The 24,545-nt window shown below is 70.9% G+C and carries 21 protein-coding genes; 13 read left to right on the forward strand and 8 right to left on the reverse strand.

The features are described 5' to 3' along the window. Positions 1-21: 21 nt before the first annotated feature. Positions 22-1,818, forward strand: coding sequence for a bifunctional metallophosphatase/5'-nucleotidase (locus CRP56_RS23070; protein WP_097266897.1), 1,797 nt, complete (start codon positions 22-24; stop codon positions 1,816-1,818). Positions 1,819-1,821: 3 nt separating this feature from the next. Here CRP56_RS23070 and CRP56_RS23075 read toward each other — a convergent pair whose 3' ends face one another. Beyond that, a complete protein-coding gene (locus CRP56_RS23075; RefSeq protein ID WP_097266899.1) occupies positions 1,822-2,670 on the reverse strand; it encodes an NAD(P)H-binding protein in 849 nt (282 codons plus the stop codon). Between the two features lie 162 nt (positions 2,671-2,832). On the opposite strand from CRP56_RS23075, the gene CRP56_RS23080 reads away from it, so the two are divergent. Beyond that, positions 2,833-3,126, forward strand: coding sequence for a hypothetical protein (locus CRP56_RS23080; protein WP_097274374.1), 294 nt, complete (start codon positions 2,833-2,835; stop codon positions 3,124-3,126). 2 nt (positions 3,127-3,128) lie between these two features. Here CRP56_RS23080 and CRP56_RS23085 read toward each other — a convergent pair whose 3' ends face one another. From CRP56_RS23085 to CRP56_RS23095, 3 genes are all read right to left on the reverse strand, one after another. Next, entirely contained in the window at positions 3,129-3,779 is a 651-nt protein-coding gene (locus CRP56_RS23085; RefSeq protein WP_097266901.1) for a hypothetical protein, read from the reverse strand. Between the two features lie 87 nt (positions 3,780-3,866). Next, positions 3,867-4,562 carry a GntR family transcriptional regulator gene (locus CRP56_RS23090; protein ID WP_097266903.1) on the reverse strand — a complete coding sequence of 232 codons (696 nt, stop codon included), beginning with the start codon at positions 4,560-4,562 and terminating at the stop codon, positions 3,867-3,869. A 118-nt stretch (positions 4,563-4,680) separates the two neighbouring features. Next, positions 4,681-6,036, reverse strand: a complete 1,356-nt coding sequence (locus tag CRP56_RS23095; RefSeq protein WP_097266905.1) for an aspartate aminotransferase family protein — start codon at positions 6,034-6,036, stop codon at positions 4,681-4,683. A gap of 181 nt (positions 6,037-6,217) precedes the next feature. Here CRP56_RS23095 and CRP56_RS23100 point away from each other — a divergent pair, with 181 nt between their 5' ends. From CRP56_RS23100 to CRP56_RS23115, 4 genes are all read left to right on the forward strand, one after another. Next, on the forward strand, positions 6,218-7,012 hold the full coding sequence (locus tag CRP56_RS23100) for a hypothetical protein (protein ID WP_143664929.1): 795 nt from the start codon (positions 6,218-6,220) through the stop codon (positions 7,010-7,012). Between the two features lie 163 nt (positions 7,013-7,175). Next, positions 7,176-9,638, forward strand: a complete 2,463-nt coding sequence (locus CRP56_RS23105) for a serine/threonine-protein kinase (RefSeq protein WP_097266909.1) — start codon at positions 7,176-7,178, stop codon at positions 9,636-9,638. A gap of 57 nt (positions 9,639-9,695) precedes the next feature. After that, complete coding sequence (locus CRP56_RS23110; RefSeq protein WP_097266911.1) at positions 9,696-11,195, forward strand: PstS family phosphate ABC transporter substrate-binding protein; 1,500 nt, start codon at positions 9,696-9,698, stop codon at positions 11,193-11,195. Positions 11,196-11,282: 87 nt separating this feature from the next. Next, complete coding sequence (locus CRP56_RS23115; protein WP_097266914.1) at positions 11,283-12,689, forward strand: M20/M25/M40 family metallo-hydrolase; 1,407 nt, start codon at positions 11,283-11,285, stop codon at positions 12,687-12,689. A gap of 77 nt (positions 12,690-12,766) precedes the next feature. Here the strand turns inward: CRP56_RS23115 and CRP56_RS23120 are convergent, their stop codons facing one another. Further along, complete coding sequence (locus CRP56_RS23120) at positions 12,767-13,519, reverse strand: SLATT domain-containing protein (protein WP_097266916.1); 753 nt, start codon at positions 13,517-13,519, stop codon at positions 12,767-12,769. A gap of 304 nt (positions 13,520-13,823) precedes the next feature. Here CRP56_RS23120 and CRP56_RS23125 point away from each other — a divergent pair, with 304 nt between their 5' ends. The 5 genes from CRP56_RS23125 (at position 13,824) to CRP56_RS48475 (ending at position 18,661) form a co-directional block, all read left to right on the forward strand. Further along, complete coding sequence (locus CRP56_RS23125) at positions 13,824-14,162, forward strand: YbaB/EbfC family nucleoid-associated protein (RefSeq protein ID WP_079309378.1); 339 nt, start codon at positions 13,824-13,826, stop codon at positions 14,160-14,162. Positions 14,163-14,243: 81 nt separating this feature from the next. Continuing rightward, on the forward strand, positions 14,244-14,843 hold the full coding sequence (gene recR / locus CRP56_RS23130; protein ID WP_059194093.1) for a recombination mediator RecR: 600 nt from the start codon (positions 14,244-14,246) through the stop codon (positions 14,841-14,843). Continuing rightward, on the forward strand, positions 14,836-15,495 hold the full coding sequence (locus CRP56_RS23135; RefSeq protein ID WP_097266918.1) for a DUF5063 domain-containing protein: 660 nt from the start codon (positions 14,836-14,838) through the stop codon (positions 15,493-15,495). Before recR ends, CRP56_RS23135 begins: the two co-directional genes overlap by 8 nt. 73 nt (positions 15,496-15,568) lie before the next feature. Then, positions 15,569-18,133: a tetratricopeptide repeat protein gene (locus CRP56_RS23140; RefSeq protein ID WP_097266920.1), complete on the forward strand. Its 2,565-nt coding sequence runs from the start codon at positions 15,569-15,571 to the stop codon at positions 18,131-18,133. A 306-nt stretch (positions 18,134-18,439) separates the two neighbouring features. Continuing rightward, positions 18,440-18,661: a Scr1 family TA system antitoxin-like transcriptional regulator gene (locus CRP56_RS48475; RefSeq protein ID WP_257041971.1), complete on the forward strand. Its 222-nt coding sequence runs from the start codon at positions 18,440-18,442 to the stop codon at positions 18,659-18,661. Positions 18,662-18,884: 223 nt separating this feature from the next. On the opposite strand, the gene CRP56_RS23155 is transcribed toward CRP56_RS48475, so the two are convergent. Continuing rightward, positions 18,885-19,616 carry a sulfite exporter TauE/SafE family protein gene (locus CRP56_RS23155; RefSeq protein WP_097266922.1) on the reverse strand — a complete coding sequence of 244 codons (732 nt, stop codon included), beginning with the start codon at positions 19,614-19,616 and terminating at the stop codon, positions 18,885-18,887. A 63-nt stretch (positions 19,617-19,679) separates the two neighbouring features. Here CRP56_RS23155 and CRP56_RS23160 point away from each other — a divergent pair, with 63 nt between their 5' ends. Together CRP56_RS23160 and CRP56_RS23165 are read left to right on the forward strand one after the other, a co-directional pair. Then, positions 19,680-21,743, forward strand: coding sequence for a tetratricopeptide repeat protein (locus CRP56_RS23160; RefSeq protein ID WP_097266924.1), 2,064 nt, complete (start codon positions 19,680-19,682; stop codon positions 21,741-21,743). A 163-nt stretch (positions 21,744-21,906) separates the two neighbouring features. Next, the gene (locus tag CRP56_RS23165) at positions 21,907-22,416 is read left to right on the forward strand and encodes an SgcJ/EcaC family oxidoreductase (protein ID WP_097266926.1); all 510 of its coding nucleotides are present in this window, start codon (positions 21,907-21,909) and stop codon (positions 22,414-22,416) included. Here CRP56_RS23165 and CRP56_RS23170 read toward each other — a convergent pair. Together CRP56_RS23170 and CRP56_RS23175 are read right to left on the reverse strand one after the other, a co-directional pair. Further along, positions 22,382-23,749: a sensor histidine kinase gene (locus tag CRP56_RS23170; RefSeq protein WP_097266928.1), complete on the reverse strand. Its 1,368-nt coding sequence runs from the start codon at positions 23,747-23,749 to the stop codon at positions 22,382-22,384. The two genes, CRP56_RS23165 and CRP56_RS23170, sit on opposite strands and share 35 nt — an antisense overlap. Next, the gene (locus CRP56_RS23175) at positions 23,746-24,429 is read right to left on the reverse strand and encodes a response regulator transcription factor (RefSeq protein WP_097266930.1); all 684 of its coding nucleotides are present in this window, start codon (positions 24,427-24,429) and stop codon (positions 23,746-23,748) included. Before CRP56_RS23175 ends, CRP56_RS23170 begins: the two co-directional genes overlap by 4 nt. Positions 24,430-24,545: the final 116 nt, after the last annotated feature.

The raw sequence follows: 24,545 nt of genomic DNA on the forward strand, positions 1-24,545 counted from the left end.
ACCAGCTTCCAGGAGCCCCGTATGCCCGTCCCTCCCATGAACCGCCGTGAGTTCGTGCAGAAGTCGGCCGTCACCGGTGCGGCCGTCGCCGTGGCCGGAGCGGTCGGTGCCGGTGAGGCGCAAGCCGCCGAGCGGAAGCCGCGCACCTGGTCGTTCTCCATCCTCGGCACGACCGACCTGCACAGCCACGTCTTCGACTGGGACTACTACAAGGACGCCGCCTACAGCGACAAGGCGGGCAACTCCGTGGGTGTGGCGCGGGTCGCCACGCTCATCAAGCAGCAGCGTGCCGCCAAGGGCGAGCACCGGGTGCTGCTCGTCGACGCCGGTGACATCATCCAGGGCACCTCGCTGGCCTACTACTTCGCGCGGGTGCAGCCCATCACCGACAAGGGCGCGCCGAAGCACCCGATGGCCGTCGCCATGAACCACATGCGCTACGACGCCGCCGCCCTCGGCAACCACGAGTTCAACTACGGCATCGAGGTGCTCCGGAAGTTCGAGCAGCAGTGCCGCTTCCCGCTGCTCGGCGCCAACGCGCTGGACGCGAAGACGCTCAAGCCCGCCTTCCAGCCGTACACCGTGAAGCGGATCTGTGTGCCGGGCGCGCCGGACATCAAGGTGGGCATCCTCGGGCTCACCAACCCCGGTATCGCCCTGTGGGACAAGGACAACGTGAGCGGGAAGATGGTCTTCCCCGGGCTGGTCGAGCAGGCGAAGAAGTACGTGCCGCGGCTGCGTGCGCTCGGGTGCGACGTGGTGTTCCTGACCGATCACTCCGGGCTCGACGGTTCCACGTCCTGGGGTGACTCGCTCCCGTACGTCGAGAACGCCTCGAACCTGGTCGCCGAGCAGGTGCCGGGCATCGACGCGATCCTCGTCGGCCACACGCACGTCGAGGTGCCCTCGTACACGGTGAAGAACGCGGAGACCGGTGACGAGGTGCTGCTGTCCGAGCCGTACTGCTGGGGCTACCGGCTGAGCGTCTTCGACTTCGAACTCGAACTCCACCACGGCCAGTGGAAGGTGACGAGCAAGACCGCGCAGACCCTCAACCCCAAGGACGTGGACGAGGACCCGGAGATCAAGAAGCTCCTGGAGGCCGACCACGAGCTGGTCGTGAAGTACGTGAACACGGCGGTCGGCACCTGTACGCAGGACCTCTCCGCGGCGGAGTCCTGCTGGAAGGACGTGCCGATCATGGACTTCATCCACAAGGTCCAGATGGAGACGGTGAAGGCCGGGCTCTCCGCGTCGGACGCGGCGCTCCCGCTGATCTCGGTCGCCGCGCCCTTCAGCCGCACGGCCGACATCCCCCAGGGCAGCGTCACCATCAAGGACATCGCCGGGCTCTACATCTACGACAACACCCTGTACGGCAAGAAGCTGACGGGCGCCCAGCTCAAGGACTACCTGGAGTTCGCGGCGAAGTACTACTACCAGGTCCCGGCCGGCACCAAGGTCGACACCGCGACCCTCACCAACGCCAACAAGTTCTGGGACTACATGTACGACACGGCGGCGGGCGTCGACTACGAGATCGACGTCGCGCAGGCCGAGGGCTCCCGGATCAAGAACCTCAGCTACAACGGCGCCCCGGTCACCGACGACCAGGTCTTCGTCGTCGCCGTCAACAACTACCGGGCCAACGGCGGTTCGGGGTATCCGCACATCGCCACCGCCGACATCGCCTACAGCTCCACCAACGAGATCCGGCAGCTGATGATCGACTACGTGACGGCCAAGGGGGCGCTCGACCCGGCCGACTTCGCGGTCACCAACTGGAAGCTGACGCAGGCCGGGACGCCGGTGTTCTGAGCCTCACCGGAACGCCTCCCCGTGTGCCGCCGCCCACCGCGCGAACGTGCGCGGCGGGCGGCCCAGCACCTTCGCCGCCGTCGGGAGGACGTCCGCGCCCCGGTCGTCCTCCAGCGTGCGGCGCATGATCGCGTCGACGACCTCGGGCGGGAAGCCGTACCGCGCCATGCCCGCGCGGGCCGCCTCGGGCGGTACGGGGCGTACCCGCAGGTCGCGGCCCAGGACCCGGCCCAGCAGGGACAGCTCCTGCGCCGGGGTCAGGGACTCGGGGCCGCTCAACTCGTAGGTCATGTGGGCGTGTTCGTCGGTCGTCAGGGCGAGGGCCGCGATCTCCGCCAGGTCCGCCGGGTCGACGCTCGCCGCCGGGCGGTCCGCGAACGGGATCGCCACCTCGTCGCCGCCGCGCAACTGGCCCGCCCAATGAAGGGCGTTGGACATGAAGCGGCCGGGGCGCAGCAGGGTCCAGACGGGGGCGGCGTCGACGACCGCGGCCTCCGCCGCCGCGTGCCAGCGGGCGATCGGGTCGCTGCCCGCGCCGCCGTCCAGGACGGAGAGCTTCACCAGCCGCCGTACGCCCGCCTGCCGGGCCGCCTCCGCGAGCGCCAGGTCATGGGTCGGGGCCGGGGCCGCGCCCACCGGCTGGGCCGACATCAGGAACGCGGCGGAGACGCCCGCGAACGCCGCCGGCAGGCTCGCCGGGTCGCCCGCGTCGCCGTACACCGGCCGCGCGCCGGAGGGCACACGGGCCTCGTCGGGGCGCCGCGTCATGGCCCGTACCGGCGCGCCGGACGCCACCAGTCGTCGTACGAGCTCACTGCCCACGTGCCCTGTCGCACCGGTCACCAGGATCATCGCCGTCTCCCTTCGAGTGGGTTCCAGCGTGCTCCGGGCGGCCGCGGGGCGCGTCGCACCGGGGGAGGCGTTCGGTGTCCTTCCGGTGGAGTACAGGAACGGAGATATCAGGCATACGATGTGAAGGTACGCAAATCGGTCGGCCAGGAGAAGGTGAGTGCGATGCGCGTACTGCTCAAGGCGAGCCTGGACACGGAACGGTCGAACGAGGCCATCCGGAACGGGACGTTGGGGAAACTGATCCAGGAGTCGGTGGAGCAGACCAAGCCCGAGGCGGCCTACTTCACCGCCGAAGACGGCAACCGCACCGCCCTCCTGGTCTTCGATCTGCAGGACGTCTCCCAGATGCCGGCGATCAGCGAGCCGTTCTTCCTCAACCTGGGTGCGAAGATCTCCTACACGCCGCTGATGAACCTCGACGACGTCCAGAAGGGCCTCTCGCAGCTGGGGCGCTGACCTCAGCTGAAGATGATCATCGAGCCCTGTGCGAGGCTGCGGGTCGCCGCCGCGTGCAGGCCCAGCCAGACGTGCCGTTCCCGGGCGAAGGGACTGGGGTCGTACGGGGCGGGGACGGCCGGCTCCTCCAGCTCGGTGGGGCCGAGCGGCGGCTGCGGGGCCGCCGGAGGGTTGGCGGGGTCTATGCCGATCGACGGGCCGACCAGCGCCAGCTCCCGCAGCAGGGTCTGCGCGGAGCCCAAGGGGCCGCCGCCCGCGAGGAGTTCGTCGTTGGCCAGCGGGTGCGGGAAGTCGACGGGGACGTAGGCGCCCGCGTGGTCGTAGTGCCAGACCAGATGCGACTGCTGGGCCGTCGCCTCGAACATCTCCAGCAACTGCTCGTAGTCCCCGCCGAGTTCGTCGACCGGCGTCACCGGCAGCCCGCAGACCTGGAGCAGATACGCGCGGCGCAGGAAGTGCAGGGCGTCGTAGTCGAAGCCGGCCACCGGGGCGACCTCGCCGGACAGGCCCGGCATGTACTGGTACACCGGCACCGGCGGCAGCCCGGCCTCGGCGAGCACCTTGTTGTATTGCGCGAGTTCCTCGGCGAACGGGTTGTCGGGCGTGTGGCACAACACGTCGACGAGCGGTACCAGCCACAGGTCACAGGCCAAAGAGGGCTCCTCGGATAGCTCGGCGTAGCGAACCGGTCTGGGAAGAGTAATCGTGAAGTTCTCCTACCCACACCCCGGGGGCAGGCCTCATTGCCCGGCCATGCGCTCGATGACCGCCAGCGACTGCGCGTTGTACGCGGCGACGATCTCCCGCGCGGCCTTGGTGTCCCGGCTGACCAGTGCGTCGACCAGCCCGGTGTGGTCGGCCCACAGCTCCCCGCGCAGATCGCCGACCCGGCGCAGATGCTGCACCGCGCACACCCAGGACTGCACCCGCAGCCGGTGCAGGAAGTCCGAGAGGTAGGGGTTGCCGAACAGCGCGCTCAACTCGCGCCAGAACCGCAGGTCATAGCCGATCAGGACGGTCAGGTCACCGGCCCCGGCGGCCCGCTGGGCCTCCTCGCCGCGGCGCCGCACACCGGCGAGCAGGGCCGGGATGCGGGTGGCGTCCGGCTCGTCGACCAGGCCCAGATGGCCGTCGTCGAGCGCCTTGAACATGCCGTCGATGACGAGGGCGCGGGCCTGGATGATGCCGCGGTAGTCCTCGACCGAGTACTCGTGGACCCGGAAGCCGCGATGCTGGTCCGCCTCGAGGAGGCCCTGCGCGGCGAGGTCGACCAGCGCCTCGCGCACCGGCGTCGCCGACACCCCGTACTGCTCGGCGATCTCCTTGACCGTGAACTCCTGCCCCGGCTGGAGCCGTCCGCCCAGCACCTCGTCGCGTAGCGCGTCGGCGATCTGCTGCCGCAGGGTGTTGCGGGTCACGGCGCCGGTGCCGGGCATGGTTCGGGCCTCTCCCTGATGGCGGTCGGGTGGCGTGCACGTCTATGTCTACGAGCACGCCACCTTACGCGTTCGGGTTCCCGGTGTTTACCCGCGTAGCGCCGGGAGGCACAGGTGGCTACTCCGTGTACTCGTCCGCCACGGAGAGCGCCGCGTCCAGCGCGGACAGGCCTTCCTTCAGCTCTGCCTCGGAGACGTTGCACGGCGGCACCACATGGGTGCGGTTCATGTTGATGAAGGGCCAGATGCCGTGCTTCTTGGCGGCGGCGCCGAACGCGGCCATCGGGGCGTTCGCCTCGCCGGCCGCGTTGTACGGCACCAGCGGCTCGCGGGTCTCCTTGTTCTTGACCAGGTCCAGCGCCCAGAACATGCCGACGCCGCGGACCTCGCCCACGGAGGGGTGCCGCCCGGCGAGCTCACGCAGGGCGGGCTCGACCACGGCCGCACCGAGGTTCTTGGCGTTCTCGACCACCCCCTCCTCCGCCATGACATTGATCGTCGCAACGGCGGCGGCACAGGCCAGCGGATGCCCGGAGTACGTCAGACCGCCCGGGTAGGGCCGCTTGCCGAAGGTCTCCGCGACCGCGCCGGAGATGGCGACACCGCCGAGCGGGACGTACCCGCTGTTGACGCCCTTGGCGAAGGTCATCAGGTCGGGCACGACCCCGAACAGATCGGCCGCGAACCACTCACCGGTGCGCCCGAAGCCGGCCATGACCTCGTCGAGAATGAAGACGATCCCGTACTTGTCGCAGATCTCGCGGACGCCCGCGAGATAGCCCGGCGGCGGGACCATGATCCCGGCGGTGCCGGGGATGGTCTCCAGGATGATCGCGGCGACCGTTCCCGGCCCCTCGAAGGCGATCGTCGTCTCCAGGTGCTCCAGCGCCCGCGCGCACTCCTGCTCCTCGGTCTGAGCGTAGAAGCGGGAGCGGTACAGGTACGGCGCCCAGAAGTGCACGACACCGGCGGAGGCGCTGTCGGAGGCCCAGCGGCGCGGGTCGCCGGTGATGTTGATCGCCTGCTGCGTACCGCCGTGGTACGAGCGGTAGGCGGCGAGCACCTTGGGCCGCCCGGTGTGCAGCCGCGCCATGCGCACGGCGTGCTCGACGGCGTCCGCGCCGCCATTGGTGAAGAAGATCTTGTCGAGATCGCCGGGCGTCCGCTCGGCGATCAGCCGCGCCGCCTCCGACCGCGCCTCGATCGCGAAGGCGGGCGCGAACGTGGACAGGGTTGCGGCCTGTTCCTGGATCGCGGCGACGACCTTCGGGTGCTGGTAGCCGATGTTCGTGTAGACGAGGCCACTCGTGAAGTCGAGGTACCGCTTGCCGTCGTAGTCCCAGAAGTACGACCCCTCCGCACCGGCGACGGCGAGCGGGTCGATGAGCTCCTGCGCGGACCAGGAGTGGAACACATGAGCACGGTCCGCGGCCTTCACGGCGGCGCCGACCTCGGGGTTTGGCTGAGGGGTCATGCGGGTGAGCGTAAATGTCCGCGATGCGGAAGCGGTATCGGCGTCCTGTTCTGTGGACGGGGGGTTTCCGCGACAGGTTGTCGCGTGAGGGGCGCGGCCGGGGTGGTTCGTCCCTACTCTCGGTAGGGGGCCTGCCTCGTGTCGCGGGCGCCGATCGTGGGTGGCATCGAGGGGGCGGGCCATGTTGCGAAGGATCACCGACGAAATGCGCCACTACATGAGGAGCGGCTGCTGTCCGTACTGCGGCGCAGCGATTTTGAACGGCGCCTACAACCTGCTCAACGACGCGTTGAACCTCACCGGCGGCGGAAACGGCCTGAACGCCTTCGAGCGTCTGCGACTCGCTCCGGGCGGCGCCAAGGTCACGTACTCGCGTCCCAACACCTTCACCTGCGGCTGGTGCCGAGAGGTCTGGAACATCTGGGGGGACATGACGCCCAGCGAGGTCCGGGCCCTCCTGTTCTCGGCGCGGAACCCGCGGCAGAACGTGTCCGCCGCCTCGTCCGCGCGCACCCCCGCCCAGTTCCGGCTGACGCGGCTCTCGAAGCTGGAGCGCGTGAAATACCCCGCCCGCACCGAGAGCCACGTCATGCGCAACGGCAGCGCCGCAACGGTGACGGGCTCCCACGAGTTCGCCTGGGCCGTGGCGCGTACGGTCACGGTCGACCACCACAACGTTACGGTCCAGGGCACTCAGGGAGGGTTGAACTTCGCCGGGTTCGCCTCCCTGGGCAAGACGCTGAGCGACGAGGTCAGGCGGTCCTACTCGGTGACGTCGCGGGCGGAGCTGTCCCGGAAGCACACCGTGGCGGTACCGGTGCCGCCGTACTCGGCGATCGAAGTGGTGCTCACCTGGGAGATCGTGCAGGAGCCGGGTTGGGGACTGTTCACCGGCGCGGCGGGTGAGGTGCTGCACATGCCGTTCACCGTGGACATGGACCTGCTCGTCAACTGGACCACGCGAGACGTCTATTGAGGGCGGGCCTACCGGGTCGGCCCGCGGGTCGGCCCGTCGGTCACAGAAGTGGACGGCGCCGTTACGGAACCGTCGAACCCGGCCCGCTCAACCCCCCTGCCCTCGCACTATCGTGGGGATGTTGCACAGGCGCACAACGGGGGACGTCGGGGGAGGGCCTGCGATGGAGAAGCTGGGGGCCGGGGATCCGCAGAGGATCGGGGCGTATCGGCTGCTGGCGCGGCTCGGGGCCGGTGGGATGGGGCAGGTGTATCTCGCGCGCTCGGAGCGCGGGCGGACCGTCGCCGTGAAGCTGGTGCGCGAGGAGCTCGCCGCGCAGGAGGAATTCCGGGCGCGGTTCCGGCAGGAGGTGCGGGCCGCCCGGCAGGTCGGCGGGTACTGGACGGCGCCCGTCCTCGACGCCGACACCGAGGCCACGGTGCCCTGGGTCGCCACCGGGTACGTCGCCGGGCCGAGCCTCCAGCAGGTCGTCGGCCATGATCACGGGGCGCTGCCCGAGCGGTCGGTGCGGATCCTCGCCGCCGGGCTGGCGCACGCGCTGAAGGACATCCACGCCGCCGGGATCATCCACCGGGACCTGAAGCCCTCCAACGTGCTGGTGACGATCGACGGGCCGCGGGTCATCGACTTCGGCATCGCGCGCGCCCTGGAGACGGTGACCGACGGGGGCCTGACGCGGACCGGCGCGCTGGTCGGCTCGCCCGGGTTCATGGCGCCCGAGCAGGTGCGGGGCGACAGGATCACGCCCGCGTGCGACGTCTTCTGCCTGGGGTCCGTACTCGCGTACGCCGCGACCGGCAAGCTTCCCTTCGGCGCCGGGGGCAGTGGCGTGCACGCGCTCATGTTCCGGATCGCCCAGGAGGAACCCGACCTGGAGGGGGTCCCGGAGAGCCTCGCCGATCTCGTCCGGGCCTGCCTGAAGAAGGACCCGGCGGCCCGCCCGACCCTGGACCGCGTCCTGGACCGCACCGGCGCCGAGGACACGGTCTCCGACGGCCGCTCCCGCGACCCGTGGCTGCCGAGCGCGCTGGTGGCGCAACTCGGGCGGCATGCGGTGCAGTTGCTGGAGACGGAGGATCCGGAGGGGGATGGGGGTGCCGGGGGTGGCGTTGAGGGGGGCCGGGTTGGCGTTGGCGGCGGCGATGGGGGTGCCGGGGGCGTTGGCGGCGGGGGTGCTGGGGGCGTCGGGGGCGCGGGTGCTGCGGGTGCTGGGGTTGCTGGGGTTGCTGGGGTTGCTGGAGGTGCTGGAGGTGCGGCTGGCGCCGGGGCTGCTGGAAGCGCGGGAGTCGCCGCGGAGGCTGGGGTAGCTGGAGGCGCGGGATTCGCGGGGGGTGTTGGTTTTGCCGGGGGCGCGGGGGCCGCGGCGGGTGCCGGGGCTGCTGGGTCTGCAGGGGCCGGCGGGCAGGCCGGGGCTGCCGGGCAGTTCGGGTCCGGTGGGCAGGCCGGGGGCGCCGGGCAGGCGGGTGCCGGGGCTGCTGGGTCTGCTGGGGGCGCCGGGCAGTTCGGGGGAGCCGGGCAGGCCGGCGTCGCCGGAGCCGCTCAGGGCGCTGCGCGTGCAGGAGGCGTCGAGGGGGCTGGAGGCGCGCAGGGCGTCGGCGGTGAGGTGGCGCCCGAGCATGCCTCCGCCGCTGCCGAGGACGCGCCGCCCGTGCCTGGGAAGCCCGGGGGCGGGGCGCCGCTGAATCACCTGCCCACGGCCGTCGGGCAGTACGGCGGGGCGACCCCTCCGCCGACCCCGCCCGCCCATCCCGCGTACGGCTACCCGCAGCAGCCACAGCCGCAGCCGCCCCAGCAGTACGCGCCACCGCCCCCGTCCACCCCCGCCTACGGCCACCCCGAGCAGCCCTGGGCGCCCGGCGTCCCGGCGCAGTACAACCCGTACAGCGGCGGCCCCGGCGCCACCCCGCCCCACGGCCCCGGCGCCACTCCTCCCTACGGTCCAAGCGCCACCCCGCCCTACGGCCCCGGCGCCACTCCCCCGTACGGCCCCGGCGCCACCCCGCCGTACGGCCCAGGGGGCACCCCGTACCCCAACCAACCGCACCAACCGCACCCCCAGCCCGACCCCCAGCGCCGCAGCAGCCGGTCCACGATCGCGCTCGTCGCCGTCGCCCTGGTCGTCGCGCTCGGCGCCGGTGGGTCGGTCTACGCGCTGATGAGCAGCGGCGGCGACGACAAGGCCGACCCCAAGCCCACGCCCACCACCAGCGCGCCCACGACCCCCGGCCCCTCACCCACCCCCACGGAACCCTCGCCGACGCCCACCACCTCGGCCCCGGCGGACGGCACCGTCCCCGCCGGCTACCTCGGCACCTGGACCGCGGGCATCGACAACGCGGAGGGCCACCACACCCGCCGACTCACCATCCAGCAGGGCGAGGTGGGCGACACGGTGCTCTCCCTCGTCGCCGACGGCCCCGACTACCACTGCGTCTTCCAGGCCGCGCTCACCGAACCACCGGGCAGCGACGGCCCGTTGGAGATCGGCCCGTCCACGGTGACGGTCGGAGAGCCCGCCACCTCCTGCTCCCCGGGCGCGGCCACCGAGATCACCCTGAAGTCGGACGGCACCCTGGAGCGCGTCAACACCGGCACCGGCGAGAAGCTGACGTACACCAAGCAGTAACGCGAAGTACGCGCCCTGGTAAGGGAGTTGAGGCCGCACACTCGTACGGTCCCGTCGGTGGAATGGCTGAGCGCAGAGAACCTGGTCGCCGTCGGGACCGCCGTCCTCGGCATCGCCGCGTCCGGGGTCATGGTCTGGTACGAGCGCCGGGTGCCGCGCAGGAAGCGCATCGGCTACCGCGTCCAGATGGACAACCCCATCGGCGACGACGTCCGTTCGGGCCGGGCCAACGTCCGCCTGGGCCTGTTCAACGAGGCCCCGGACATGGCCGACGCCACCCTCGTCCTCCTGCGTGTCGAGAACGACGGCTCGCAGGGCATCGACCGCGACGACTACACGGGCCCCGCCCCGCACGGCCTGACCGCGGTCTTCACCGACCGCACCATCCGCGGCGTCTCGGTCACCCAGCCCACCGACCGCGACCACCTCATGGACCACTTCACCCCGGAACGCGGCTTCGGCTACGAGGGCAACCGGCTGCGCATCCCCCGCGTCCCCCTCAACCGCGGCGACCACTTCAAGCTGCTCGTCCTGCTGTCCGGCGGCGACGTGGGCAGCGGAATACGGCTCACCGGCGGGCTGCGCGAGGGCGAGGTGCACCCCAACCGCAGCGCGACCCCGGACGAGACCCCGCCCCTGCTCAGCGGCCCGGCCCGGTTGTTCACCGCCCTGCTCACGCTCTCCGTCGTCGCCCTCGCCGCCATCATCGTCGCCCGCGACGACACCAGACCCCCGCTCGGCTGCGAACAGGGCAGCCTCACGGTGACCGGCTCGACCGCCTTCGCGCCCGTGGTCAGGACGCTCGCGAAGGAGTACGAGAAGGACTGCGAGGGCGCCGACATCACCGTCGAGGCACGCGGCAGCGAGGCCGGGGTCACCGAACTCGCCGCCGAGGGCACCAAGAACGTCATCGCCTTCTCGGACGGCCCCATGGGCGACCGCCTGGGCCTGCACGGCGAGAAGGTCGCCCTGTCGGCCTTCACCCTCGTCGTGAACGACCGGATCGCCCTCGGCGCCCAGGGACTGTCGAAACGGGACGTACGACGGCTCTACGGCGGCGAGATCACCCGCTGGCGCCAACTCGACCCGGCCCTCCCCGATCTGCCGGTCACCCTCGTCAGCCGCAACGCCGACTCCGGCACCCGGCAGACCTTCCAGCAGCGCGTCCTCGGCACCTGGGAGCGGGTGCCGAGCACGTCACTGGACTGCGTCCACCAGGACGACCGCTCGGCGTCCGTCGTGCGCTGCGAACTCGACTCCACACAGGACGTGTTGGAGGCGGTGAGCAAGGTGCCGGGGGCCATCGGCTACAGCGAACTCACCGTCGCCGCAGGCCACGAGGGGGTGCGGACCGTGCCGCTCGACGGTATCGCCCCGTCCGTGAAGACCGACCGCTACCCCTACCGGGGCGTCGAGTACGCCTACACCCACCGTGCCACGCGCCCCGGTTCGCTCGCCGCCGCGTTCCTCGCCTACCTCGACGAGGCCACGAGCCAGGACGTGATCCGCGAGTACGGCCATCTTCCGTGCGAGCGGCAAGAGGAGTTGTGTGGGTGACGACATCCTGACCCACCGACCTCACCGACCCCACCGAAGCCATCTGACCCACTGAACCCCCTGAACCCCCTGACCCCGGGAGAGCGCATGCGTCCCAGCAGAAGAACGGTCCTGGCCGCGACGGGAGGGTCCGCACTGGCCGCGGGGGCCGGCACGGCAGAGGCGGCACCGCCCGGCGGGGGCCCACAGGCCACCGCCCAGCGCCCCGCCACCGCCCAGCCCCCGACCCGCGAACTCCGGGCGCTGTTAAGGGAGATAGACCCAGCCCGCATCGAGGCAACGGTCCGCAAGCTCGTCTCCTTCGGCACCCGCCACACCCTCTCCGCCCAGGACGACCCGGCCCGCGGCATCGGCGCCGCCCGCGACTGGCTGCTGGCGGAGCTGCGCGCGTACGCCGCCGCCTCCGGGGGCCGGATGACGGCGGAACTCCAGTCGTACGTCCAGGAACCGGGCCCGCGCATCCCGACGCCGACCCGGATCACCAACGTCCTCGCCACTCTGCGCGGTTCGGTGACGCCGGACCGGATCTACGTCGTCTCCGGGCACTACGACTCCAGGGTCACCGACGTCATGGACGCCACCTCCGACGCGCCGGGCGCGGACGACGACGCGTCCGGGGTGGCGGTCGTACTGGAGTTGGCGCGCGTGATGGCGAAACGGCGTCCCGCCGCGACGATCGTGTTCGCGGCGGTGGCGGGGGAGGAGCAGGGCCTGTTCGGATCGGCGTACCTGGCCCAGCAGTTCAAGGCCGCCGGGGCGGACGTCCAGGGCATGTTCACCAACGACATCGTCGGCAGCACGACGGCGGACGACGGCACCCGCGACCCGTACACCATCCGGCTCTTCGCGGAAGGCGTGCCGTCCTCCGAGACCCCCGAACAGGCCGCGATCCGCCGCTCGGTGGGCGGTGAGAACGACTCGGCGACCCGCCAACTCGCCCGTTTCGTACGGGACGTGGCCGACAACGACGCCACCGGCATGCACGTCCGTGTCGTCTACCGCCGGGACCGCTACCGCCGCGGCGGCGACCACATCCCGTTCCTCGAACGCGCCTACCCCGCCGCCCGCTTCACCGAGCCCGCCGAGGACTTCGCCCACCAGCACCAGGACGTCCGCGTGGAGGACGGCAAGCAGTACGGCGACCTGCCCGAGTTCTGCGACTTCGACTTCACCGCCCGCGTCGCCAAGGTCAACGGTGCAGCCCTGTGGACGCTGGCGCAGGCCCCGGGCACTCCGAGGGGCGCGAAGATCGTCACGACCCTGCTCACCAACTCCACCCAGCTGGTGTGGACGCGGGGTACGGAAGAGGACCTCGCCGGCTACGAGATCGTATGGCGGGAGACGACGGCGCCCGAGTGGACGCATGTCATCCCGGTCGGCGACGTGACGACGTACGAGATCGACCTCTCGAAGGACAACGTCTTCTTCGGGGTGCGGGCGGTGAACACGAAGGGGCTCAGAAGCCCGGTCGCTTTCCCCGAACCACAAAGCTAGATCCGCCCCTAGCCCTGCTGCCATGCGACGCCCTAGGGGCGCCCCTAGGGCGCCCCGTCATCTCACCTCACCCCACCTCACCTCGGCTCCGGCGGCCGCTGCCGAGGCATGTTCGGCCGCGTACCCCCCGCCCCCGGAGGCAACGGAAACCTTCCCTGCACCACATTCGCGTCCGCCCGCGGCGCCCCCGCCACCGCCGTCTGGATCCCGAGCGGCGCGGACCCGGTGCGGAACTCCACCATCCAGTCCGTCGTCTCCACCCGCACCAGCTCGGTGATGTCCTCGGAGAACCGGCGCAGCACCCCGAGACACCGCTCGGCGGCCTCCCCGGCGGTCCCCTCGGCCGGCCCCAGCACCTCCCGTACGCTCTCCGAGGCCCAGTCGAACTGGAGCACCTGGAGCCGGCGCTGCACGGCCTGCGCGGTGGCCACGTCCCTTATCCACCCGGACGTGACCCCGAAGAACCGATCAACCGCGACGCACGCGACGGCGAGCAGCAGCGCCAGATAGCCCCAGGCGGCGACGTCGCCGACCACCCCGGTGAGGTCGAGCAGCGGCAGCGAGGCCCCGACGAGCGCACCGGCCGCCGCCCCGCCCCGCAGGGCCCGCGCGCCGCGCCGCTTCCACACCCGGTCCGCGAGATACCAGGCGGCGGTGTCGAGCGCCCCGCGCTCCACCCACCGGTACAGCTCGTCGAGCCGGGGCGCGGGCTCGCCCCAGTCCCCGAGGGGGAACGTCCGCCCCGTCAGGTCGCCCGGCCGCGGCCCGGCCGCCTCCCCGCCCCGCTCGTCCTGAGGCGGACCCTCGGGCTGCATCTCCGGCTGACCCACCCGGCACTCCCTCCACGACCGACCACGACTGATCACCGCTGATCACGCTGCGTAGTGCACGTGTGACGCATGATGCCGACGTGCCGGACCTTTCCTACCTCCCAATGGGTGGCGAAGGGACGGCTTTCACCTCTTTTCCGCCCGGAAGTGGGCCTTGATCAGGTATAGGCCTCGACGTCATCTCACTCGAAAGAGTGCTGGGGCGATGCCTGCGTGGAGCACGTAGGCTCAAGACAGAGGAACAAGACACGGCAAGACGCAGCAAGACACAGCAGGAAACAAGACCTACGAGCGGGAGCTGATCGTGATCCCCGGTGGTGGCCAGCCCAATATGCAGCAGCTGCTCCAGCAGGCCCAGAAGATGCAGCAGGACCTGGCGAACGCGCAGGAGGAACTGGCGAGGACCGAGGTCGACGGCCAGGCCGGCGGCGGCCTGGTCAAGGCGACGGTCACCGGCTCCGGTGAGCTGCGCGCCCTGAAGATCGACCCGAAGGCGGTGGACCCGGAGGACACCGAGACCCTCGCCGACCTGATCGTGGCGGCCGTACAGGCGGCCAACGAGAACGCGCAGACGCTCCAGCAGCAGAAGCTCGGCCCACTGGCCCAGGGCCTGGGCGGCGGCATCCCCGGGCTGCCGTTCTAGGACGGAGCCCGCCTTCCTCAGAGGGCGGTCCGCCAACTACCGTACGTACGTGTAAGGAACCCCAGGAAGGACGGCAGTCCGTTGTACGAAGGCGTGGTGCAGGACCTCATCGACGAACTGGGTCGGCTGCCCGGCGTCGGTCCCAAGAGCGCCCAGCGGATCGCCTTCCACATCCTGCAGGCGGAACCGACGGACGTACGGCGTCTCGCGCAGGCGTTGATGGAGGTCAAGGCGAAGGTCCGCTTCTGCGCGACCTGCGGCAACGTGGCGCAGGAGGAACTGTGCAACATCTGCCGTGACCCCCGCCGCGATCCCTCCGTCATCTGCGTGGTGGAGGAGCCGAAGGACGTGGTGGCGATCGAGCGCACCCGGGAGTTCCGGGGCAAGTACCACGTCCTGGGCGGCGCGATCAGCCCCATCGAAGGGGTGGGTCCCGACGACCTGCGTATACGAGAACTTCTCGCGCGGTTGGCCGACGGGACGGTCACGGAACTGATCCTGGCCACGGATCCGAACCTGGAGGGCGAGGCGACCGCCACCTACCTCGCCCGCATGATCAAGCCCATGGGCCTCAAGGTCACCCGCCTGGCCAGCGGCCTCCCGGTGGGTGGCGACCTGGAATACGCGGACGAGGTGACCCTCGGCCGCGCCTTCGAGGGGAGACGACTCCTAGATGTCTGACGCCACACTGCACGCCACTGCGCAGGACCCCGACGATTTCGCGGTCCAGATCGCCGACCAGATCGAGAGCTTCCTGGTGGCGGTGACCGAGGTGGCGAAGGGCGACGAGCCCGACTCGGCCGTCCCCTTCCTCCTCCTGGAGGTCTCCCAGCTCCTGCTGGCCGGCGGTCGCCTGGGCGCGCACGAGGACATCGTGCCGGACGAGCGCTACGAGCCCGACCTGGGCCCGGAGCCGGACGTGGACGAACTCCGCGAGAACCTGGCCCGCCTGCTGGAGCCGATCGACGTGTACTCGGAGGTCTTCGACCCCTACGAGCCGCGCAAGTCCCCGGTCCCGGCCCGCATCTCCGACGACCTCACGGACGTCATCACCGACCTCCGCCACGGCATGGCCCACTACCGCGCGGGCCGCACCACGGAGGCCCTGTGGTGGTGGCAGTTCTCCTACTTCTCCAACTGGGGCACGACGGCGTCCGCGACGCTGCGAGCGTTGCACTCCGTCCTGGCCCACGTCCGCCTGAACCAGCCCCTGGAGGAACTGGACGGCCTGGACACCGACCAGAGCATGGGCGACGAGACGCTCGAGTTCGAGGCGGGACGGGTCATGCAGGAGGAGATCGCGGGGCCGCTGGGGTTGCAGCAGAGTCAGTGACGGCCGGTCAGCCGATCGGTCAAGTGGCGTCGGCTTCCTGACGGTTGTCCCTGGGGCACGTCATCATGGAGGCATGAGTGCCTCGTTCGACAGCCGCGTCGCCGTTCCGGGCGCATCGGTCATGGCGTCCGGTGCTTCCGCCGTGTCGGCCGGCGGAGGTATCGGACAGGCGATCACGGGCTCGGGTTCCGTGGGCCTGCACATCGACCGGGCGACGCTGCTCTCTCCGGAGGCCTGCCCTCCGGCCGCGTCGGTGGACTGGTCCCCCGGGGTGACCAACATCCCCGCGCGCGACCCCATGTTCGTGGGCCGTGAACGCGAACTGGCAATCCTGAACGCAGACTTGGCGGAGCCGCTCGCACCGGGCCGGACAGTCGTCGCACATGCCGTGCACGGTCTCGGCGGCATCGGCAAGTCCACGCTCGCCGCCCACTGGGCCACCCGGCGCGCGGCGACCGGCACCCCGGTCTGGTGGATCACCGCGGAGAGCCGCCCTGCACTGGACGCGGGTCTGGCCGCCCTGGCCGCCGCCCTCCAGCCCTCACTGGTCACCCTCCTCCCGCAGGAACAGCTCACCGAGTGGGCCCTGCAGTGGCTGGGTTCCCACACCGGTTGGCTCCTCGTCCTCGACAACGTCTCGGATCCCGTCGACATCGACGTCGTCCTGTCCCGTGCGACTTCTGGCCGCCTGCTCATCACCAGTCGCCGCGCGACCAGTTGGCGGGGCCGGGCGGAGCCGATCGAACTCGACGTCCTCTCGACCGTCGAGGCCACCGCCCTCTTCACCCGGGGCCAGGGCACACCCGGCGGCGACCAGGACGACATCACCGAGCTCTGCACGGAACTGGGCTGCCTGCCCCTGGCCGTGGCGCAGGCGGCTGCCTACTGCGAGCAGCACGACTGCAGCGCCCGCGAGTACCTCGACGACCTCGCCGACTACCCGGCCGACATGTACGAGGCGACCGACGAGTCCGGCGACGCCGAGCGCACCATTGCCCGTATCTGGCACGTCACCCTCGCCCGCATCGCCGACGACCCCCTGGCCGTCCATATCCTCCTCATGCTCGCGTGGTACGCCCCCGAGGAGATCCCGCGCGCCCTCCTCGACTCCCTCGGCACACCCCCGAAGGTCCGAGGATCCCTCGGGCGCCTCGCGGCGCACAGCATGATCACTCAGTACGACGGGAAGCTCGGCGTACATCGTCTGGTGCAGGCCGTGTCGCGGACACCGGCGCAGGGCGACAGCCACCGGGACGCCGCCGCCATCGAGGCGGCCCGGGTGAGTGCGGCGGAGTCGTTGCTGGAGGCGTTCCCGGAAGGTGATCCGGCTTCTCCCGAACTCTGGCCCGACGTGCGGCGGTTGCTGCCGCATGCCGAGGCGCTGGCCGAGAAGACCGCGCCGGAGGCGGATACGGAGACGGAGGCCACGGTGTTCTATATGGCAGCCGTCCACCTCCGTCACTCAGGCGTCCGGTCGGCCGAACGGTCCCTGCGCCTGCTCCTGCGGGCGGAGGCGGCCTTTGTGCGCCTTCTCGGCAGCGAAGGGCGCGCGACTCTCGCGGCACGGGTCGACCTTCCCGAGTCCTGGTGGGCGGTGGGCGACGAGCGGCGGGGCCAGGAGGCCACGGAAACCCTCTACGAGGACTGTGCGAGAGCCCTGGGCGAGGACGATCCAGTGACGCTCAGGGCTCTGACGATGGTGGCCGAGACCGCCCAGCGGAGAGGGGATCTCGATCGGGCCCAGGGGCTGCTGGAGGAGATCGCCGGGAAGCAGGCGCGCATCCTGGGGGACAGCCACCCCGCGACGCTGTGGACCCGCGGCCACATCGGCATGTGCCTGCTCGGCCGGGGCGAGTACGGCGCGGCCCGGCTTCTGTGGGAGAACCTCTTCGAGCAATGCGTGACCGAGCTGGGGGCTGAGCACTATGTGAGCCTTGGGGTGCAGTCGCACCTCCTGATGGCGCTGCCGGTGTCGAAGGCCATGGAGGGACCGACCGGAGATTTCCTGAAGGGCATGGTCGCGCCCGGCGACGAAACCTCGGCGCTGGAGACGCTGACCGCCCTTGCGAAGACCGGGATTGACTCCGGTTTCGTCGAGGAGCTGCTGACCGGAATGCCCACGCCTTCGGAGCATGTGGAGACGGCCGAACGGTATGTCGCCGCATGCAGGAGGGTCTTCGGCGACGATCACATGAAGACCCTGGTTGCGCGGATGACTCTCGTGCAGGCCTATGGCGAGACCATGGACGGCCGTCGTCTCGCCGAGGCGGTCGCGGACCTGCGGGCGGACTCCGTACGGATTCTGGGGCCGGACTACTGGTTCATGGAGCGGCTGAACAGGCTTCTGCGCGCGTTCGACCTCGTGGTCGACGCCCTGCGGCAGGTTGACTCGATGCGGGCGATGCTGATATCCGGCCTGGAAGGCGCGGACGTGAGCGGGGCGGCACTCGACGACATCCTGGGCGTCTTCGGGAAGTTCGCCGGAGCCCTGCAGGAGTTGCTCTCGCCGACCGAGCAGGGCGCGGGCCCTGCCGAACTGCCCCTCCCGGACACCGTGTCCGATGCGGCCAACGCCCTGACGGCGATGCTCGACGGCTTGCGGATACCCGACGCCGAGGAGGACGGGCCCACCCGCTGAGTCCGCTCAAGTCAAGCGGCTCGAGTGTGCTCGTCATGGTCACACGGCGGTGGGGGCGAAGCTACAGCTCCAACTCCCAGCCGCCCGTTGCCTGGCGCTACGCCGGCGACCAGCTGAAGCGCCGGCGTATGAAGGCGGACGTGAGCCGAAAGCATCTGCCCTCCGCCGACAACTACTCCCCCGACACCATCACGTCTGGGTGGACACTGGTCAACTGCGCCGACTGCTTGAGACGTCCCGGATGCGGAATGTGGTCGTGCAGTGCTGCCCTTCGAACGGGCCCTTCCTGCTGCCCTTGAGGGCGCCATGGTGCTCCTGGAGACGCGGGACCTTGAGCGATTCGCCTTCGCAGAAGGGGTGTTGGCCGGTGAGATGTCTGCTGACCCGGGGGTTGTCAGCCGGGTGACGCAGCGGCTTAGCGCGATCCGGACGCAGGCTCTCAGCCCGGACGAGTCGGCCCGATGCATCGGGCGGATGGTGGACAGCCGTGAGTCGCGTTCGCCTCCGGCATCCACGTGCGGGGCTTGAGCCTCGGGCTTCGAGCTCGAGCGCCATGCCCCGGAGACCGTGCCGCTGGAGTTCGTCCATCGGTCGAGATCACCTCGTACGACTCCGACACGAACCAGTGTGATGCTCGGTCGTCGTCTTCAACCAGCCCGAGGGGAAGCTCCCCTTCGGCGCCACTGTCCAGCTCCCCGACCCAGTGAACATCACCCTCGAAACCGAGCCCCTCAAGGAGTTCGCGGACTGATCACAGCCCCCACAGTCCCTTCCCTACCGCCGTCACCCCGCCCGTCAGCGCAAGCAACAGGACCAGCAGCCGGGCCCGTTGCTCGGGGATGCGGGAGGCGAGTGCCCTGCCGATGACGCCGCCCACCGCCATGGCCGCGACCACCGCGGCCCACCTCGGCGCGCTCAGCTCCGGGACCCCGTTCGCCGCGACCGAGAAGGCGTTGACGACCACGCCGTAGAACATCGCGTTCGGCACGAACTCCCGTACCGTCCAGCCCGCGTTGAGGGCGTACAGGGATATCGGCGGTCCGCCGACGCCCGCCGCGGAGTTCATGAACCCGCCCGCCGCCCCCGCGACCACGGCGCCCTTCGTGCCGCGCAGGGCGGGCAGGCGGGCGCCGCGCATGACCAGGAGGACGGCGATGGTCACCAGTCCTCCCATGGCCAACAGGAGCATGGGGGGCGGGAGTTGGTGGGTCAGCCAGGCGCCCGCGGGTACCGTGCAGGCCGCTGCCACGCACAACGGCACCATCGCGGCCGGGCGCACCCGTCGCCATCCGCCCAGCAGACCCACGACACAGATGACCCCCGAGGCACAGTTGGCGAGCACCACCCCCTGTGCCGGGCCGAGCAGCAGGATCAGGGCGGGTACGGCGACCAGGGCGAAGCCCATGCCGGTGAGCCACTGGACGGAGGAGCCGAGCAGGACGATGCCTCCCAGCAGTACGTCGCCCTGCCAGCCGCCTGTCATGGTTCGGTCTCCTTCGCCCGGAACGTGGTGCGTCTGCGTGCTCGCGGGCGCCATGATGACCGTATGACGGGGGAGCCGGGGGCCGAGGCGGTGGGGCGGCGGTCGATCGCGGCCGGGCAGGGCGTACGGCAGGCGCTGACCGGGGACGGCTCGGTCGCGCTGTACGCCGAGAAGTCGGTGAATCTCCCGGCGGAGGCGTTCGCGCTGCCCGCGACGGCGCCGGAGGGGCTGGTGAACCTGCCGGACCGGACGTCGCTGTTCGTGGGCCGCGCGCGTGAACTCGCGCTCCTCGACGAGGCGTTCAGGGAGGCGAACGGTGTCGTCGTCCAGGCCGTTCACGGGCTCGGCGGCATCGGCAAGTCGACGCTGGCGGCGCACTGGGCGGCGGGGCGCGTGGGGTCGTACAACCCGGTCTGGTGGATCACGGCGGAGACGCCGGCCGATCTCGACACGGGGCTCGCGGAGTTGGCGGTGGCCCTGCAACCGGCGCTGCGGGATGTGCTGTCCCGGGAGGCGTTGCGGGAGCGGGCGGTGCAGTGGCTGGCGGGGCATGAGGGGTGGCTGCTGGTGCTGGACAACGTGTCCGATCCGGCGGATGTGCGGGGGTTGTTGGGGCGGGCCACGGGTGGACGGTTCCTGGTCACGACCCGGCGGGCGAGCGGCTGGCACAAGGTGGCGCAGCCCCTGTCGCTGGACGTGCTGTCACCTGCGGAGGCGGCCGAGCTGTTCGCGCGGATCGACGGGCCCGGGGAGGAAGTCGACGCGCTGTGCCAGGAGTTGGGGTATCTGCCGCTGGCCGTGGAGCAGGCGGCGGCGTACTGCGCGGAGGCGGGGATCTCGGCGGGGCGGTATCTGGAGCTGCTGGGCGCCTATCCCGAGGAGGTGTTCGCGCAGTCGGCGGAGGGGACGGATCAGGGCCGTACGGTGGCGCGGGTGTGGCGGGTGTCGCTGGACCGGCTGGCCGAGACGCCATTGGCGGGGCGGATTCTGGGGGTTGTGGGGTGGTGGGCTTCGGAGGGGATTCCGCGGGGGTATCTGGAGTCGATGGGGACGCCGGTGGAGGTGACGGAGGCGGTGCGGCGGCTGGCCGCGCACAGTCTGGTCAAGGTGCATGACGATGACACGATCTCCGTGCATCGGCTGGTGCAGGCGGTGGCGCGGGCGGAGGGCGGGGCGAGGCACGAGGCCGCTCGTGTGCTGCTTGACAACAGCAACACGTTCCGTGGCATCGACGCGGAGGTTCGGTGGCTCACGCATCTGGAGGCGTTCGCCGGCCACGCCGACCCGGAGACCGACGGCGGGACCGAGGCCTGGCTCTTCAACATGGGCGGCCTGAAGTCCGCTCAGGAGTACGGGCGCAGCGGCAGGACGGAGCTGCACGAACGGGCGGTGGCGGCGGCGGAGCGGGCGTACGGGCCCCGCGACAAGCTCACCTTCACCCTGCGCCGGAGTCGTGCCACGGCGTACGGGTTCGCCGGTGACCATGACCGCGCGGTCGAGCTGCTGAAGCGGGATCTGGCCGACCACGCGCGGGAGTTCGGCGAGAGGGACCCGGGGACGTTCGAGACCCGGGCGGACCTGGCCGAAGTCCTCCTGAACGCCGGGCGGTTGAAAGAAGCGCTGAAGCTGGCGGAGAAGAACGCCGCGCGAGCCGAACGGGTCCTGGGCAGCGAACACGAGGTCGCCCTCAGCGTGTGGTCGGTGTGGGCCAAGGCGCTGCGGTACAGCGTCGAGGCGGACGACGGCGCCCACGCGGCCGAAGCCACCGACGCGATCGAGCGGTGGCTGGCCAGGATCGAGGCGACCCAGGGCGAGGACAACAGGTTCTACGACCACGTCCACTGGGAGCTCATCTGGGTTCGCGCGGCTGCGGGGGACCTCGATGACGCCACGGCCCACTTCGAGCGGTGCATCGCGCGCAGGGAGCGCTTCTACGGCGAGACGAGCGGGATCACCCTCAACACCCGCGGGGCGTTCGCCACGTTCCTGTGGGGTACGGTCGGCGCCTCCGAGCGCGCCCGCGAACTGGTCGTCCAACTGATCAGCGACTGGGAGCGACTGCTCGGCGAGACCCCGCATCTCGAATGGCTCCGCGCGTACTACGCCCGCCTACTGTCCTCACCTTAAGTCACCAACTGGCCACCCTCCGCGCCTTGCCCCCGTCTTGTCCGTCCCCTGCATCTCCCCTGCACCACCCCTAACCAGCGCCAAGCGACCCTGGAGTCACTTCCGAAGCGGAGAACCGAACCCGCACCGGAAGCCGACCCCCCTCGCCCGCACTGGAGTTGAGATGACCCCTCGCCCGATAACCAAGCGTGTCGCCCTCGTCACCGCCGGTGCCCTCGTCGCCGTCGGCACCTTCGCCGCCGGGGTCGGTGTCGCCGGGCCGGAGAAGCAGAAGCACGCCAAGAAGCCCGCCAAGGCCGAGATCGCCGCCCTCTTCGACCGTTGGAACGACGCCCTGCGGACCCGCGACGCCGAGACCGTCGCCGACCGGTACGCCAAGGACGCGGTGCTGCTGCCGACCGTCTCCAACAAGGTCCGCACCGATCACGCCGGCATCGTCGACTACTTCGAGCACTTCCTCAAGAACAAGCCGGTCGGCAAGAAGATCGAGACGCACATCAACGTCCTCGACTCCAACTCCGCCCTCGACACCGGCGTGTACGAGTTCACGCTCACCGATCCCGACACCGGCGCCAAGCGCGTCGTCGAGGCCCGTTACACGTACGAGTACGAGAAGCGCGGTGGCACGTGGAAGATCGTCAACCACCACTCTTCGGTGATGCCCGAAGGGTGATCCGGACCTCCAGTCCGCTCCCGGGCGCATCCGCCAACGCCACGGTCCCCCCGTCATCCGTCACCAGCTGCTTCACGACGGCGAGACCGAGCCCCGACCCGGAGCGCCCGGTCAGACCCTGGCCGCGCCAGAAGCGGTCGAAGGCGCGGGACTTCTCCGCGTCGGACATGCCCGGCCCCTGGTCCCGCACGGTCAGCAGGATCTCGTCGCCCTGCGGCTCGTAAGAGACCGTGATCGTGGCACCGTCCGGCGACACCTCCAGGGCGTTGGAGAGCACGTTGTCCAGCACCTGGTCCAGATGACCGGGGCTGGCCAGCACCAGCAGCCGGCCGTCGGCGGTACCTCCCCTGGTACCTCCCCCCAGCGCGATGGTGACTCCGCGCTCGTCGGCGGCCGGCCTCCACACCGCGAGCCGTTCGGCCACGATGTCCCGCAACACCAACGGCTCCGCGGCCGACACCTTCGCCTCCGCCCGCGCCAGCACCAGCAGTCCGTTCACCAGGCGGCTCATCCGGACCACCTCCGCCGTCGCCTGCTCCACGTCCTCCCGTACGAACTCGTCGTCCACGCCGTCCGCGATGTTGTCCAGGGACAGCCGCAACGCCGTGAGCGGGGTGCGGAGTTGGTGGGAGGCGTCCGCCACGAAGATGCGCTGGGAGGCGACCAGGGTGTCCAGGCGTTCCGCGCCCTGGTTGAGGGTGCGGGCCAGCGTCTGGGTCTCCGGCGGGCCCGTCACCGGCGAGCGGGCGGTCAGGTCGCCGTCGCTGAACTTGCTCGCCATGGCGTTGAGTTCGCGCAGAGGCGCCGTGATCCGGCGGGCGGCGTACGCGCCGATCGCGGCCGCGGCGGCCAGCACCAGTACCGCCAGCGCGGCCCGGAAGCCCCAGATCTGCCACAGCCTGGTCGTCATGTCCGACGTCGAGTAGACGATCCGCACGGCGGCGTCGCCCTCGGCCGGGACGGTGACCGTCAGGCGCTTGCCCCAGACGAAGTCGGAACCCCAGTCGGTCGTCTCGTTGTTGTGGTGGACGGCCTGGTCCAGTGCCTTGTCCGAGGACGGCGCGGGCAGGCCAGGGGCGCAGTCGCTGGTCGGGGTCGCCTGGACGGTGCCGGGGGTCTCCTCGTCGTACGCCTTGGCCACCTCGGTCAGGGCCTCGCACGAGATCCGGTCCCCGCCTCCCAGCAGCAGCGCCATGGTGTTCGCCTCGCGCAGGACGGACTGCCGGGTGTCGTCCCGCAGCTGGCTGGTGAGCGTGAACGCCACCGGCACCGTGAACAGCAGGATCGCGACCGCGACGAGCAGGATGTAACTCCGGATGAGCTGGCGGTTCATGACGCCGCGTCACCCTCGGCGATCTCCAGCCGGAAGCCGACGCCCCGCACCGCCTCGATGGTGACGGCCCCCGCCAGCTTCCGCCGCAGCGCCGCCACATGGACGTCGAGGGTCTTCGTCGGGCCGAACCAGTTCGCGTCCCAGACCGCTTCCATGATCTGCTCGCGCGACATCAGCGCGCCGGGCTCCTCGGTGAGGAAGGCCAGCAGGTCGTACTCCTTGGGGGCGAGGGCCACCTCCTCGCCGTCCAGCCGGACCCGGGCCGCCTTGCGGTCGATGGTGAGGCGGGTGCCGTAGCGGTCGGGGCCCGCCGCCGGCTCGGTGCGCGGCTGGGCGCGGCGCATCACCGCCCTTATCCGCGCGATGACCTCCCGCACCCCGAACGGCTTGGAGACGTAGTCGTCCGCTCCGAGCTCCAGGCCCACCACCCGGTCCGTCTCGTCGCTGCGCGCGCTGATCACGATGATCGGCACGTCCCCGCGCTCGCGCAGCGCCTTGCACACGTCGAGGCCGTCGGTGTCGGGCAGGCCGAGATCGAGGAGTACGACGTCGTAGGGCTCCGCGTGCCCGAGGGCCGCCCCGCCCGTGGTGACCCAGGCCACCTCGAAGCCGTAGCGCAGCAGTCCGCGCCGGAGCGACTCGGCGACCGGCTCATCGTCTTCCACCAGCAGTACGCGCACAGGCGCACCCTATTGCCTGACATCCCATGTGCTTGAAACCTCAAGACGATCGGCGGCGGGTGAGCTGGGCCACTTTGCCGAGTGTTCGTCCGCCGGATGGGCAGGGACCGTGCTGG

It is taken from the genome of Streptomyces sp. TLI_55, assembly GCF_900206255.1.
Taxonomy (GTDB): domain Bacteria; phylum Actinomycetota; class Actinomycetes; order Streptomycetales; family Streptomycetaceae; genus Streptomyces; species Streptomyces aquilus.

Excerpts from the sequence above, each read along its gene's own strand:
- CRP56_RS23135 (WP_097266918.1), top strand. The coding sequence starts at position 14,836 with ATGTCTGACGCCACACTGCACGCCACTGCGCAGGACCCCGACGATTTC.
- CRP56_RS23070 (WP_097266897.1), top strand. The coding sequence starts at position 22 with ATGCCCGTCCCTCCCATGAACCGCCGTGAGTTCGTGCAGAAGTCGGCC.
- CRP56_RS23115 (WP_097266914.1), top strand. The coding sequence starts at position 11,283 with ATGCGTCCCAGCAGAAGAACGGTCCTGGCCGCGACGGGAGGGTCCGCA.
- CRP56_RS23095 (WP_097266905.1), bottom strand. The coding sequence starts at position 6,036 with ATGACCCCTCAGCCAAACCCCGAGGTCGGCGCCGCCGTGAAGGCCGCG.
- CRP56_RS23165 (WP_097266926.1), top strand. The coding sequence starts at position 21,907 with ATGACCCCTCGCCCGATAACCAAGCGTGTCGCCCTCGTCACCGCCGGT.
- CRP56_RS23155 (WP_097266922.1), bottom strand. The coding sequence starts at position 19,616 with ATGACAGGCGGCTGGCAGGGCGACGTACTGCTGGGAGGCATCGTCCTG.
- CRP56_RS23090 (WP_097266903.1), bottom strand. The coding sequence starts at position 4,562 with ATGCCCGGCACCGGCGCCGTGACCCGCAACACCCTGCGGCAGCAGATC.
- CRP56_RS23160 (WP_097266924.1), top strand. The coding sequence starts at position 19,680 with ATGACGGGGGAGCCGGGGGCCGAGGCGGTGGGGCGGCGGTCGATCGCG.
- CRP56_RS23075 (WP_097266899.1), bottom strand. The coding sequence starts at position 2,670 with ATGATCCTGGTGACCGGTGCGACAGGGCACGTGGGCAGTGAGCTCGTA.
- CRP56_RS23105 (WP_097266909.1), top strand. The coding sequence starts at position 7,176 with ATGGAGAAGCTGGGGGCCGGGGATCCGCAGAGGATCGGGGCGTATCGG.
- CRP56_RS23080 (WP_097274374.1), top strand. The coding sequence starts at position 2,833 with ATGCGCGTACTGCTCAAGGCGAGCCTGGACACGGAACGGTCGAACGAG.
- CRP56_RS23100 (WP_143664929.1), top strand. The coding sequence starts at position 6,218 with ATGTTGCGAAGGATCACCGACGAAATGCGCCACTACATGAGGAGCGGC.
- CRP56_RS48475 (WP_257041971.1), top strand. The coding sequence starts at position 18,440 with ATGGTGCTCCTGGAGACGCGGGACCTTGAGCGATTCGCCTTCGCAGAA.
- CRP56_RS23140 (WP_097266920.1), top strand. The coding sequence starts at position 15,569 with ATGAGTGCCTCGTTCGACAGCCGCGTCGCCGTTCCGGGCGCATCGGTC.
- CRP56_RS23170 (WP_097266928.1), bottom strand. The coding sequence starts at position 23,749 with ATGAACCGCCAGCTCATCCGGAGTTACATCCTGCTCGTCGCGGTCGCG.